Origin of the sequence: Aureimonas endophytica (assembly GCF_014642635.1) — a bacterium.
GTDB lineage: Bacteria > Pseudomonadota > Alphaproteobacteria > Rhizobiales > Rhizobiaceae > Plantimonas > Plantimonas endophytica.
The window spans coordinates 162661-176249 of record NZ_BMIQ01000005.1; the positions used below are offsets into that span (position 1 = coordinate 162661).

Consider the following 13589-nt stretch of genomic DNA (forward strand, 5'->3'; position numbering starts at 1 on the left):
CTTCGAACGAGACCATGCCCGCCCGCCGCCCCATCCTCCTCAACGCCTTCGCGATGAACTGCGTCGGCCATATCAATCACGGTCTCTGGACCCATCCGCGCGACCGCTCGGACGAGTACCGCCATCTCGACCATTGGACCGATCTCGCCCGGACGCTGGAGGACGGGCTGTTCGACGCCCTGTTCCTCGCCGACATCGTCGGGGTCTACGACATCTATGGCGGCTCGATCGACCTTGCCGCGCGCGAGAGCATCCAGCTGCCGGTCAACGATCCCGTGCTGCTCCTGCCCGCCATGGCGGCGGTGACGCGCCGTCTCGGCTTCGCCGTGACGGTGAACACGGCGATCGAGCATCCCTACAGCTTCGCGCGGCGCCTCTCGACGCTCGACCATCTGACCGGCGGGCGCGTCGGCTGGAACATCGTCACGGGCTATCTCGACAGCGCGGCCCGGGCGGTCGGCCGGGAGGCGATGGCCGAGCACGACAGCCGCTATGACCGCGCCGACGACTATCTCGACTTCCTCTACAAGCTCTGGGAAGGCAGCTGGGAGGACGGGGCGGTGCTGCGCGACAAGGCGGCGCGGCGCTTCGCCGATCCGGCGCGGATCCACGAGATCCGGCACGAGGGCCCCTATTATCGCGGCCAGGGCTATCATCTCGCCGAGCCCTCGCCGCAGAGAACGCCCGTCCTCTTCCAGGCCGGCAGTTCCGGCCGGGGCCAGCGCTTCGCCGCGCGCCATGCCGAGGGCGTCTTCATCAATGCCCGCGACCCGGTCGCGGCGGCGAGGACGGCGCGCTCGCTGCGGGAGGCGGTTGTGGCGGCGGGCCGCCGGCCGGAGGATATCCGCATCTTCGTCGGGGTCAGCGTGGTGACCGGCGCGACGGACGCGGAGGCCCAAGAGAAGCTCGCCGACTATGTCGCCCATGCGAGCCCGGAAGCCGGCATGGCGCATTTCTCCGCCGGCAGCGGCATCGACCTCGCGCCGCTCGGCCTCGACGACGAGATCGTCACCGGCCCGACCAATGCCATCCAGTCGACCACGGCGGCCGCGCAGGCGGCGCGGCTGACCAAGCGCCGCCTTCTCGGCGATCTGGCGCTCGGCGGGCGCTATCCGCTGATCGTCGGCTCGGGCGCGACGGTGGCCGCCGAGATGCGGCGCTGGCGCGACGAGGGCGAGATCGACGGCTTCAACCTGACGCGCACGGTGGTGCCGGAATGCTGGCGCGATTTCGTCCGCTTCGTCGTGCCGGCGCTTCAGGAGCGCGGCCTCTACAAGACGGCCTATGGCGAGGGCACGCTGCGCCGCCGCCTCTTCGGCGAGGGCGACCGCCTGCCCGACCGCCATGCCGGCGCGCAGGCATGGCGGGGCTGAACGCGCCTGCGCCCGCCCGTTCCGCCTCAGCCCCGGCCGCGCCAGGGCACGAGGCGGCGCTCGGCGAGGCGCATCAGCAGCGTGAAGGCGAAGGCGCAGAGGGCGATGAGGCCGATGCCGACGAAGACCGCGTCGGTCGCCAGAAAATGCGAGGCGGACATCACCATGAAGCCGATGCCGCGATTGGCGGCGATGAGCTCGGCCGCGACCAGGGTGCTCCAGCCGACGCCGAGCGCGATGCGCAGGCCCGTCAGGATCTCCGGCAGGGCCGAGGGCAGCACGATGTCGGTGAAGAGCTGCCAGCGGCTGGCGCCGAGCGTCAGCGCGCCGTTCACCCGCTCCAGCGGCAGGGCCCGCACCCCCGCCTGCGCCGACAGGCAGATCGGCGCGAACATGGCGAGGACGAGAAGCGTGATCTTCGAGGTCTCGCCGATGCCGAGCCAGATGATCATCAAGGGCAGATAGGCGAGCGGCGGCAGCGGCCAGTAGAACTCGATCGGCACGTCGAGGACGCCCTTCGCCCAGCGGTTCAGCCCCATCAGCAGGCCGAGCGGCACGCCGAGCGAGCCGGCGATCAGCGCCGCCGAGACGATGCGGGTGAGGCTCGCCGAGACATGCTCCCCGAGCGAGGCGCCGGCATAGCCCTCGCGGGCGATCAGCGCGGCCGCCGACACGACCTCCTCGGGACTCGGCAGGAAGAGCGGCGAGACGAGGCCGAGGCGGGCGACGAGCCACCAGAGGCCGAGAAGCGCGAGCGCCGTCGCCAGGCTGATCGCCCGGGTCGGCCGCCCCTCGGCGCCGAAGCCGTGCATGGCGACGAGGCGCGGCGCGGCGGCCGGCGCCAGCACGGCGGGGTCTTCGCGGACGAGATCGCTCATGCGGCGAGGCTTCCCGGTTCGGAACGGTGGATGAGCGCCCGGATCTCCTCGCCGAGCTCGGCGAAATCCGGCCGGGCGCGCGCGGCGAGCGCGCGGCCCTCGCGGGCGAAGTCCTGGACGAAATCGGGCTTGAAGCGGGCGACGATCCGGCCCGGACGCGGCGACATCACCACCAGCTCGGTGCCGAGCAGCAGCGCCTCGTCGATCGAATGGGTGATGAAGAAGATGCGCTTGCCCGTGCGCTGCCAGAGATCGACGAGAAGCTCCTGCATGGTCTCGCGCGTCAGGCTGTCGAGCGCGCCGAAGGGCTCGTCCATCAGGAGGATGTCGGGATCGGTGGCGAGCGCCCGGGCGATGCCGACCCTTTGCCGCATGCCGCCGGACAGCTCGTAAGGATAGGCGCGGCCGAAATCCCGCAGGCCGACGAGCCCGAGCAGCTCCTCGGCCCGCGCCCGCCGCTCGGCCTTGCCGACCCCGGCGAATTTCAGGCCGAGCGCCACGTTGTCGGCGACGGTCTTCCAGGGCAGGAGCGTGTCCTTCTGGAAGACGACGCCGCGATCGGCGCCGGGCCGCTCGATTGGCCGGCCGTTCAGCGTGATCGCCCCCTCCGAGACCGGCAGGAAGCCGGCGATGGCATTGAGGAGGCTCGATTTGCCGCAGCCCGACGTGCCGAGCGCCACGACGAAGCCCCGCTCCGGGATCTCGAGCGAGACGCGGTCGAGCGCGTGGACGGCGCGGCCGTCGCGGCCGGCGAAATGGATGCTGACGTGATCGACCTTCAGCATGGGTCCGGAATCTCCTTGCTGGCCGGATCGGGGGCCGTGCCGGGGAGGGACGGCACGGCCCGCCTTCCGTCGCCTCAATTGGTGAGCGCGACGGCGTCCGGGGTGACGAAGGCGGCGTAGCTGTCGAGGACGCGGGAGACCTTGCCCTGGTCCTTCAGGAACTCGGCCGTCTTCTTCAGGATCTGAGCCGCGCCGGCCTTCTCGCCGCCGCCGAGCCAGGCCTCGGAGGCCTGCGCCTCGGGGGTGAGAAGGTTGAGGTTCTTCAGCGCCGAGGCCTGCTGGGCCGGCGTGCCGCCGAGGAGTTTCGCCAAGGCCTTCGCATTGTCGCTCTCCGGCCCCCAGGCCGCCGGCTCCTTGGCGAAGGAGGCGTAGTATTTGTTCACCACCCCGGCGAAGCTCCTCAGGAAGTCCGGGTTGGTCTTGGCGAAGTCGCCGGTGGCGACCCAGGCCGAGAAGGTCGGCGAGCCCTTTTCCGCCACGTCCTTCGACGTGACGAGCACCTTGCCGTTCTTCTTGAGCTCGGTCAGCGCCGGGTCCCAGACGAAGCCGCCGTCGATATCGCCGCGATTATAGGCGGCGACGATCTCCGGCTGCGGGATGGCGAAGACCTCGACGTCCTTCTCGCCGAGGCCGAGGCTCTTGATGAGCGCGAGGAGCTGGTAGTGATCGGTCGAGACCGGGGCGGCGGCGAGCTTCTTGCCCTTCAGATCGTTCAGGGATGCGATCCCCGAGCCGTCGCGCACCACCAGCGCCTCGTCGGTGCCGGAGATCGAGGCGAGCTGGAAGGCCTTCACGTCGAGGCCGCGCGACGTGGCGGCGGCGAAGGGGCTGGAGCCGACATAGCCGATCTGCACGTCGCCGGAGGCAATCGCCGCGAAGATCTCGGCGCCGGAATCGAACTTGCGGAAATCGATCTCCGTGCCCGTCGCCTTGGCGAACTCGCCATTGGCGATGGCGACCGAGGAGGGCAGCGCGTCGGTCTGATAGGCGACGGTCACGTGCTTGTCGGCGGCCAGCGCGCCGCCGGCCCCGAGAAGCGCCGTGCCGGCCGCCAGCGCGGCGAAAAGGGTTCGCCTGGTGATCATGTCGTCCATCCCCTTGTCCGGCGGACGGTCGGTGTCGTCCGCGCCGTCGCCATCCGACGGTGTCGACCGAAGATGGAAGGGACGGCGCGGCGGCGACAGTTAAATCGATCTAGATTATAGACATTAGGTAGAAAGTTTGACCTCGCGTCAGGCGACCTGCACGTCCTGCCAGGGGATGCTGATCGTGCATTCGACGCCCTCCGGCGCGAAGCGGAGCGTCGCGCCGCCATCCTCGACATAGGCGAGGCTGCGGGCGATGACGCTGCGCCCGAAGCCCTTGCGCTCCGGCTCCGTCACCATCGGCCCGGCGCGCTCGCGCCATTCGAGCGTCAGGCTCCGGCCTTCCGGGTCGAGCCTGCCACGGACCGAGACCCGGCCCTCCAGGGTGGAGAGCGCGCCGTATTTCGCGGCATTCGTCGCCAGCTCGTGGGTGACGAGGCCGAGGGCCGTCGCGGCGCGCGGACTGATCCAGACCTCGAGCCCTTCGAGTTCGAGCCGGCTGTCGCCGAGCGTGACATAGGGGGCGAGTTCCGCCGCGACGACGTCGAGGACGCGGATATTGGCCCAGGACTTCTCGGCCAGGAGATTGTGGGTCGCGGCCAGCGCGTGGATGCGGCCGAGAAAGGCCTTGCGGAAGCCTTCCACCGTATCCTCCGAGGAGGCGGTGCGGGCGCAGATCGAGACGACCAGCGCGAGCGTGTTCTTCACCCGGTGGTCGAGCTCCTTCATCAAAAGATGCTGCTGGCGCTCGGCCTCCTTGCGCTGCGTGAGATCGACCAGCGTGACGACGCAGCCGCGGATGTCGTCGCCGGAGACGACGAGCGGCGCGGCGCTGAAGAGGAGGCTCTTGCGGGCGCTCGGCGCCTCGAAGGCCATCTCGATGCCCTGGACGAGGCCGCCGCCATTGGCCATGGCGATGAGGTCCTCGCCGGCGAGCAGCCCCGTCACGTCCGGCAGGGTGAAGGGAAAGGCCTGGTCGAACATCGCGCCGATCGGATTGTCGCGGCAGAGCGCGAGGCCGGACCGGCTGATATGGGTGATGCGCCCCGAAAGGTCGCAGACGATGACGGCCTCGCTCGCCGAGGCGATCACGGCGCGCGCGAGGCGTTCCGATTCCTCCGTCGCCGCGAGGCGCTGGCGCTCGGTGAGGTCGGTGACCGTGAGGGCGAGCCCGAAGCTCGGCCCGAGCCGCAGCGGAGCGGCGGAGAGATGGAGCTGGCGCTCCGCCGCGGCGCCCGCGACGCGGAACTCGGCGGCATGCGGCTCGCTCCGGCCCTTGGCCAGGAACTCGGCGAGAGGCTTCTCGACCGCCTCGCCCAGCATTTCCGGCAACGCGCGGCCTTGAAGCTCCTCCATGACGCAGCCGAAGAGGGTGCAGAAGGCCTTGTTGGCGAAGAGCACCCGGTTGGCCTCGTCCAGCGCCGCCGCGCCGAGCTCCATCGCCTCCATGAAGACGCGATAGGGCTCGGGTCCGGCTTCCAGCGTGAAGACCTCCGCCGGGCGGGCCCCGCCGATGACCAGCGCGTCCACCTCGCCCTCGCGGATGGCGCGCAGCGTCTCCTCGGCCTCCTCCAGGCGCTGTCGGAGTTCCGCCTCCTCGCCGGTCACTGGTCCACCATCGAAAGGCCGACCAGGACCTTTTCCGTATCCGACAGGTCGCCGATCAGCTTGCGGATCGGCGTCGGCAATTCGCGCACCAGCGTCGGGATGGCGACGATATTGTGCTCGCGCGCCAGTTGCGGATTGGCCCTGAGGTCGATCAGCTCGATCTCGAAGCGCCCCGGAAAGTGCTCCTCGCAGATCCGCTCCAGATTGCGGATCGCCGCGAGGGATTTGGGCGTCTGTCCGGCGATGTAGAGACGCAGCCGGATCGGCGGCTTCGGTTCGCTCGCGCTCAAGATGCTCGTCCTCGTCTCCATCCGGTCGCGGCCGGCGCGGCGCCGCGCCGCCTCATCGAACCTGCCGCGCCTCGGCCATGGCGGATGCGTCCGCCTCGGCCTGCCGCCCGTAATCTTCCTCGTCCGCTACGAGATGGCGCAGCTCGGCCTCGTCGGCCGCGATCTCGGCGCGCAGCGCCTCGATCTGGGCGAGGGTGCGTTGCCGCCGCTGCGCGACCTCGGCCTGACGCCGCTCCGCCTCGGCGCGGCGCCGCGCCTCCTCGCGCCGCTCCCGCGCCTCCTCCGCCCGCCGGGCCGAGCCGGTGAGGACGACGCCCTCGCCGATATAGGGTGCGACGAGACGGATGCCCTTCTCGCTCATGACGAATTCGCGCACCTGATTGGAATGGGCGATGCCCCTTGCCTTCAGGAGATAGAGTTCGCGGTTGAACTCGCCATTGGCCTCGCGGTTGAGCAGGAGGATCCAGGCATCCATCAGCGAGGAAAGGCCCGCCTCCGTTTCGAGCGCCGTCGCGACATGGGCGAGATGGGTGAAGATGCCGCTGATGCCCTCGACCTTCAGATAGTCGACGATGCGCAAGAGCATCGCATGGACCTCTCGGTCCTCGCCCGAGCCGAGAAAGGCCGAGATCGGATCGAGGATCACGGTCCGGGGGCGATGGCGCGCGATCTCGCGCAGCATCATCGCCAGATGCATCTCCAGGCTGTAGAAGGTCGGCCGCGCCGCGATGTGGTGGAGAAGCCCCGCCTCGATCCAGCGCCCGAGATCGATCCCGATGGAGCGCATGTTGCGCACCGTCTGCGCCGCCGATTCCTCGAACGAGAAATAGAGCGCCTTCTCGCCGCGCCGGCAGGCGGCATCCGCGATGCTGGCCGAGAGCGAGCTCTTGCCCGAGCCCGCGACGCCGGTGACGAGCACGCTGCTGCCCCGGAAGAAGCCGCCGCCCGTCAGCATCGCGTCGAGATCGGCGATGCCGGTCGAGATCCGCTCCTCCGACACCTGATGTTCGAGGCCGAGCGCGCTGACCGGCAGCACGCTGAAGCCCTCCTCGTCGATGAGGAACGGATATTCGTTCGTGCCATGCGCCGTGCCGCGATACTTGACGATCCGCAGCCGCCGGGTCGAGACCTGGCTCGACACGCGATGGTCGAGCAGAATCACGCAGTCGGAGACGTATTCCTCCAGCCCCTGCCGCGTCAGCGTGCCGTCGCCGCGCTCGCCGGTGATGACGGCGGTGACGCCCCGGTCCTTCAGCCAGTCGAAGAGCCGGCGGATCTCGGCCCGGAGGATCGCCTCGTTGGTGAAGGCCGAGAACAGGCTCTCGATCGTGTCCAGCACGATGCGCTTGGCGCCGACCTGATCGATGGCGAGTTCGAGGCGCAGAAACAGGCCTTCGAGGTCGAACTCGCCGATCTCCGCCACTTCGGACGCGTCCACCGCGATATGCTCGATGACGATCCGCCCCTCCTCCACCAGGGCGTCCAGCCCGAAGCCGAGCGAGGCGACGTTGGAGATGATGTCGGTCGGCCGTTCCTCGAAGGTCACGAAGACGCCCGGCTCGCCATAGTCGCGGGCGCCGTGGATGAGGAAGGTGGAGGCGAAGAGCGTCTTGCCGCAGCCGGCCGAGCCGCAGACCAGCGTCGGACGCCCCGTCGGCAGCCCGCCGAGGGTCAGTTCGTCGAAGCCGTCGATCCCGGTCCGCGACTTGGTGATGCCTTCACTCGACGCCATGCCGCGAAATCCCCTGCAAACGCTTCCTGTTAGAGGACGGCGAAGGGCTTGCCAACACGCGCTTCGCTTCGAACCGATCGGGTTTTCGGGAACGATGAATCGGCTTGTCCGGGGCTGACGCGCCGCGTCCGCGCGCTATCGCGCGGGCGCGAGGCAGCGCGCCGCCGGCGCCTCTTCGCCCGCGAGCGCCAGTCCCACCGCCTCCGCGACCTTGATCCCGTCGATCGCCGCCGAAAGGATGCCGCCGGCATAGCCCGCCCCCTCGCCCGCCGGAAACAGGCCCGCGACGTTGATGCTCTGGAAATCCGCGCCCCGGCGGATGCGCACCGGCGAGGAGGTGCGCGTCTCGACGCCGGTCATCACCGCGTCGGGATGGTCGTAATTGGCGATCTGGCGGCCGAAGACCGGCAGCGCCTCGCGGAAGGCCTCGATCACGAAGGGCGGCAGGCATTCCGCGAGATCCGTCGGCGTCACGCCCGGCTTGTAGGAGGGCGCGACCGTGCCGAGCGCCGCCGAGGGCCGGCCCGCCAGGAGATCGCCCACCGTCTGGGCGGGGGCCGAATAGTCGCCGCCGCCGGCCGCGAAGGCGCGGGCCTCCAGCTCGCGCTGGAGCGCGATGCCGGCCAGCGGGTGGCCGGGATAGTCGCGCTCGGGATCGATGCCGACGACGAGGCCGGAATTGGCGTTGAACTCGGCCCGCGAATATTGGCTCATGCCGTTGGTGACGACGCGCCCTTCCTCGGAGGTCGCGGCGACCACCCGCCCGCCCGGGCACATGCAGAAGCTGTAGACGGTGCGTGCGTTGCGGCAATGATGCGACAGCGTATAGGCCGCCGCGCCGAGATCCGGATGCCTGGCGCAGGCGCCGAAGCGGGCGCGGTCGATCCAGGACTGCGGATGCTCGATGCGCACCCCGATCGAGAAGGGCTTCGCCTCGACATGGACGCCGCGCTCGTGGAGCATCGCGAAGGTGTCGCGCGCGCTGTGGCCGATGGCCAGCACCACTGCCTCCGCCGCAAGGCGCTCGCCGGTGGAGAGATGCAGCGCGGCGAGCCGGCGCGTGCCGTCCGGCCGCGTCATGAGCTCGACATCCTCGACGCGGGTCTGCCAGCGGTATTCGCCGCCGAGATCCTCGATCGTGCGGCGCATCGCCTCCACCATGGAGACGAGGCGGAAGGTGCCGATATGGGGATGAGCCTCGGTGAGGATTTCCGCCGGCGCGCCCGCCGCGACGAATTCGGTCAGCACCTTGCGGCCGAGATGGCGCGGGTCCTTCACCTGGCTCCAGAGCTTGCCGTCCGAGAAGGTGCCGGCGCCGCCCTCGCCGAATTGCACGTTGGATTCCGGCTGCAGCTCGCGGCGGCGCCAGAGGCTCCAGGTGTCCTTGGTGCGCTCGCGCACCACCTTGCCGCGATCGAGAATGATCGGGCGAAAGCCCATCCGCGCCAGGATCAGCCCGGCGAAGAGGCCGCAGGGTCCGGCGCCGACGACGACCGGGCGCCGGCTCTCGCCGGGCGCCGCCCGCGTCACGTAGCGGTAGTCGGTCTCCGGCCGTGGCCGGACATTCGGATCGCCCGGGAAGCGGGCGAGGACGGCGGCCTCGTCGGCAAGGTCCAGATCGACGGTATAGACCATCACGATCGCGGATTTCTTGCGCGCGTCATGGGCGCGCCGCACCAGGACATGGCCGAGAAGCTCGCCCTCGCGGAGGCCGAGCCGGGCGCGGATCGCGGGCAGGAGCGCCTCCGGCGCATGGCCGAGCGGCAGTCTGAGTTCGGAAAGACGGAGCATGGCGGCGTCTTAGCCGCTCGTCCCGGCGCGCGCCAGACGGAAGGCGATCCGCATGCCCGGCCCGGATCGCCGCTCCACCCTCCGGGCTCGGCGACGGGGGCGGGCGCGGAAACGGAGCCGGCAAAGATCAAAGAAGGCCCGCGCAGGCATGAATTCCCATGGCTTTGGCCGCGCGTAGGCTCGCGTTCATAATTGCGGGCTAGGCTCTTGTCCCGCAACGGCTTTTGCCGACGCGGCATCCATGAGGACCGAGACCCCGACAGCCCTTCGTCCAGCATGAACGAGCCTGAGATCCTGGCGCTCGCCTTCGAGCGCACCGCCGACTGCATCGCCGTGATCGCCGCGGATGGCGGGCTCCTGCGCCTCAACGCCGCGGCGGCATCGGCCTTCGCCCCGGCGCCGGGCACGCGCTGGGTCGAGCTCTGGTCGGGGCCCTGCCATGCGGCGGCCGAGGCGGCGCTGGCCGAGGCCCGCGACGGCGCCGAGGCGCGGCTGCGCACGACGCGACAGGGCGCGGGCGCCGCCGAGGAGCCCTGGGAAAGCCTCGTCCTGCCGATCCCCGGCGCCGGGGACGGGCGCGTCCTCGCCCTGTCGCGCTCCGGCGCCGCCGAGCGGCGGGCGGCGCTCGCCCTCGACCGTTCGGCCGGCCTCAACGAGACGCTGATCAAGGCGACCTCCGAGATCGTCTGGCACCTCGACACCCGCACCGCCGTCACCGAGCGCCGGGGCTGGGCCGCCTTCACCGGCGAAACCGACGATCCCGAGGCCGCCGAGGACTGGCTGAACTTCCTCCATCCCGACGACCGCGCCGAGGCCAAGCGCCGCACCGACGCGGCGATGGCCGGCAACGCGGCCTTCCTCATCGAATATCGCCTGCGCCACCGCAGCGGCGAATGGCGCTGGGTCGACGACCATGCCGTGCCGCTTCTCGCCGAGGACGGCGGCGTGACCGACTGGGTCGGGCTGATCAGCGACATCCACGAGCGGCGCGTCGCGGCCGAGGCCGTGCGGGCGAGCGAGGAACGGCTGCGCCTCGCCATCGAGGCGACGGGCCTCGCCACCTGGGATCTCGACGTCGCGACCGGCATGCAGACCTGGTCGGCCGAACTCCCCGCGATGCTCGGCCTGCCGCCCGGCACGGCGCCCGGCCACGAAGCCTTCCTGCGCCACATCCATCCCGAGGACCGCCGCCGCGTCGATGCCGAATTCGCCGCCGTCGCGGCGCAAGGGGCGGGCCGGATCAGCACCTTCCGCCTTCGCCTGCCCTCCGGCGAGGAGCGCTGGATCGAGGGGCGCGACCGGGCGATCCGCGATGGCGAGGGGCGCCTCCAGCGTCATCTCGGCACGCTCCAGGACATCACCCGGCGCAAGGCGGCCGAGCACGAGATCTGGCGCGCCGCCCATACCGACGGGCTGACCGGCATCGCCAACCGGGCGCTGTTCCAGATCCGGCAGGCGGAGGCGCTGGCGGCGGCGCGGCGCCAGGGCGGGCGGCTCGCGCTGATCCTCGTCGATCTCGACCGCTTCAAGGGCATCAACGACACCTATGGCCACGAGGCCGGCGACGCGGTGCTCCGCGAGGCGGCGGCGCGGCTCAGCCGTGCCGCGCCGCCGGACGCGACGGTGGCGCGCTTCGGCGGCGACGAATTCGGCATCGTCCTGCCGCTCGGCGGCGCGGCGCGGGCCGAGGCGGTGGCCGAGGCCGCCCTCCATGCCCTGCGCCGGCCGATCCGCCATGGCGGGATCGAGATCGAGGGTTCGGCCAGCATCGGCTTCGCCGAGTTCCCGACGCATGACCCGGACCCCGAGGCGCTGGTGCGCAATGCCGATCTGGCGCTCTATGCCGTGAAGGCCGCCGGCCGGAACGGCCTCGCCGGCTTCGGCCCGGGCCTGCGCGGCGCCTCGACCCGGCGGCTGACGGCGCTCCAGCTCGCCCGCACGCTCCTCGAGCGCGACGACATTCTGCCCTTCTACCAGCCGAAACTCGCCCTCGACACGATGCGCGTCACCGGTTTCGAGGCGTTGCTGCGCTGGCGCGACGCGGCCGGCACCTGCCATCCGCCGGCGGCCCTCGCCGAGGCCTTCGAGGATTCCGACCTGGCCCTGCGGATCGGCGAGCGGATGCTGGCGCGCCTCCTGGCGGACATGACGGACTGGCGCCGGCGCGGCGTCGAATTCGGTCACGTCGCCCTGAATGTCGGCTCGCCGGAATTCCAGCGCGACCGGCACGGCGCCTGTCTCGCCGACCGCATCCTCGGCGCGCTCGCCGGGGCGGGCCTGCCCGCCGGCACCCTGCAGATCGAGGTGACGGAGCGCGTGCTTCTCGACGAGAGCGGCGCGCTGGTCGAGCCGCCCTTGCGCCGCCTCGCCGGGGCCGGCATCGCCATCGCGCTCGACGATTTCGGCACGGGCTACGCCTCGCTCGCCCATCTCCAGCGCTTTCCCGTGTCCTGCCTGAAGATCGACCGGTCCTTCGTCTGCCGCCTCGGCTCCGACCGGGGCTCGGCGGCCATCGTCCATGCGGTGGCGGGGCTCGCCCGCAGCCTCGGCATGGCGGCGGTCGCCGAGGGCGTGGAGGCCGAGGACCAGGTCCAGGCCCTGAGGCTCGCCGGCTGCGGCGAGGGCCAGGGCTATCTCTTCGCCCGGCCGATGCCCGCCGCCGAGGTGCCCGCCTTTCTCGAACGCTCCGCTTCGGCTATGCCTGCCGGCGAGCGGCGGTCGAACCGCTAGACGGAACCGCCCCGCCGCCCGGCGCCCGGGCCCCGCGCCCCGGCTCGCCGCCCATCGGCGCCGCCGCCGGGGCCACGGCCCCCGCCATCGCCAGACGCCTCGGAGCCCTCATGCATTCCTCGCTCTTCCGCTCGGCCCTCGTTCTCGGTCTCCTGTCGGCCGTCGGACCCTTCTCGATCGACATGTACCTGCCGGCCATGCCGGAGATCGGCCAGTCGCTCGGCGTCTCCGCCACCGCCGTGCAGCTCTCGATCACGCTCTATCTCCTCGCCTTCGGCGTGACGCAGTTCATCTGGGGGCCGATGGCCGACGCCTATGGCCGCAAGCCGCCGCTCGTCGCCGGCATCGCGCTCTTCATCCTCGGCAGCATCGGCTGCGCGCTCGCCCCCTCGCTCGGCTGGCTGCTCGCCGGGCGCGTCGTGCAGGGGATCGGCGCGGCCTCGGTCGGCGTCGTGCCGCGCGCCATCGCGCGCGACCGCTTCACCGGCGCGGAGGCGACCCGCCTTCTCGCCATGGTGATGCTGGTCATCGCCGTCTCGCCGATGCTGGCGCCGCTGGTCGGCTCGCTCGTCCTCGTCCATGGCGGCTGGCGGCTGGTCTTCGCCATTCTCGTCGGCATCGGCGTCATGAGCCTTCTCGTGACGCTCCTGGCGCTGCCCGAGACGCTCGACGCCCGGAACCGGACGCCGGTGAACCTGCGCTCCATGGCGCGGGGGTGCCGGGTGCTCCTCGCCGATCCGGTCTTCATGAGCCTCAGCTTCGTCAGCGCCTTCGGCTTCGGCAGCTTCTTCGTGTTCATCGCCGCCGCCTCCTTCGTCTACACGATCCATTTCGGGCTCGGGCAGACCGAGTTCGCGCTCGCCTTCGCGACGAACGCCTTCGGCTTCTTCGCCGCGAGCCAGGCCGCCGCCGGCCTCACCGAGCGCTTCGGCGTGATGGCGATGGTGCGCTATCCGCTCGTCGGCTTCGCGGCGACGACGCTCGCTCTCCTCGTCCTCACCGGCCTCGGCTTCGGCACGCTGCCGGTGATCATCGGCCTGCTCTTCGTCGCCAACGCCTTTCTCGGCCTGGTGATGCCGGTGGCGTTCGTGATGGCGATCGAGGAACATGGCGAGATCGCGGGCCTCGCCTCCTCGCTGAGCGGCACGCTGCAGATGGTGACGGGCAGCCTGGTGGTGACGCTGCTGGCGCCCTTCTTCGACGACACGCCGCTGCCGATGGTGGCGGCGATCGCCCTCTGCGGCGCCTGCGCCGCCCTGGTCGGCCTCGCCGCCTTCCGCCGCGTGCCCGTGGCGGCGGCGGAAAAGACCGGCTGAG

General features: G+C 71.1%; 10 protein-coding genes. 3 read left to right on the top strand and 7 right to left on the bottom strand.

Going from position 1 to position 13589, the window contains the following annotated elements; genetic code table 11:
- Nucleotides 1-14 precede the first annotated feature (14 nt).
- The gene (locus tag IEY14_RS16450; RefSeq protein WP_188910403.1) at nt 15-1373 is read left to right on the top strand and encodes an LLM class flavin-dependent oxidoreductase; all 1359 of its coding nucleotides are present in this window, start codon (nt 15-17) and stop codon (nt 1371-1373) included.
- Nucleotides 1374-1399: 26 nt separating this feature from the next.
- On the opposite strand, the gene IEY14_RS16455 is transcribed toward IEY14_RS16450, so the two are convergent.
- The 7 genes from IEY14_RS16455 to IEY14_RS16485 all read right to left on the bottom strand — a co-directional run bounded on the left by IEY14_RS16455 (nt 1400) and on the right by IEY14_RS16485 (nt 9542).
- Nucleotides 1400-2251, bottom strand: coding sequence for an ABC transporter permease subunit (locus IEY14_RS16455; RefSeq protein WP_188910405.1), 852 nt, complete (start codon nt 2249-2251; stop codon nt 1400-1402).
- Entirely contained in the window at nt 2248-3036 is a 789-nt protein-coding gene (locus tag IEY14_RS16460) for a taurine ABC transporter ATP-binding protein (RefSeq protein WP_188910407.1), read from the bottom strand. The genes IEY14_RS16455 and IEY14_RS16460 overlap by 4 nt, the downstream gene beginning before the upstream one ends.
- Nucleotides 3037-3110: 74 nt before the next feature.
- Nucleotides 3111-4121: a taurine ABC transporter substrate-binding protein gene (gene tauA, locus IEY14_RS16465; RefSeq protein ID WP_188910409.1), complete on the bottom strand. Its 1011-nt coding sequence runs from the start codon at nt 4119-4121 to the stop codon at nt 3111-3113.
- Nucleotides 4122-4268: 147 nt separating this feature from the next.
- Nucleotides 4269-5729 (bottom strand): sensor histidine kinase, encoded by a 1461-nt coding sequence (locus IEY14_RS16470; protein ID WP_188910411.1) that lies wholly within the window; start codon nt 5727-5729, stop codon nt 4269-4271.
- Nucleotides 5726-6019 (bottom strand): circadian clock KaiB family protein, encoded by a 294-nt coding sequence (locus tag IEY14_RS16475; protein WP_244639524.1) that lies wholly within the window; start codon nt 6017-6019, stop codon nt 5726-5728. Before IEY14_RS16475 ends, IEY14_RS16470 begins: the two co-directional genes overlap by 4 nt.
- 52 nt (nt 6020-6071) lie before the next feature.
- Entirely contained in the window at nt 6072-7751 is a 1680-nt protein-coding gene (gene kaiC / locus IEY14_RS16480) for a circadian clock protein KaiC (protein WP_188910415.1), read from the bottom strand.
- A gap of 135 nt (nt 7752-7886) precedes the next feature.
- The gene (locus IEY14_RS16485) at nt 7887-9542 is read right to left on the bottom strand and encodes an NAD(P)/FAD-dependent oxidoreductase (protein WP_188910417.1); all 1656 of its coding nucleotides are present in this window, start codon (nt 9540-9542) and stop codon (nt 7887-7889) included.
- A 276-nt stretch (nt 9543-9818) separates the two neighbouring features.
- On the opposite strand from IEY14_RS16485, the gene IEY14_RS16490 reads away from it, so the two are divergent.
- Nucleotides 9819-12272, top strand: a complete 2454-nt coding sequence (locus IEY14_RS16490) for a putative bifunctional diguanylate cyclase/phosphodiesterase (RefSeq protein WP_188910419.1) — start codon at nt 9819-9821, stop codon at nt 12270-12272.
- A gap of 110 nt (nt 12273-12382) precedes the next feature.
- Nucleotides 12383-13588, top strand: a complete 1206-nt coding sequence (locus IEY14_RS16495; protein WP_188910421.1) for a multidrug effflux MFS transporter — start codon at nt 12383-12385, stop codon at nt 13586-13588.
- Nucleotide 13589: the final 1 nt, after the last annotated feature.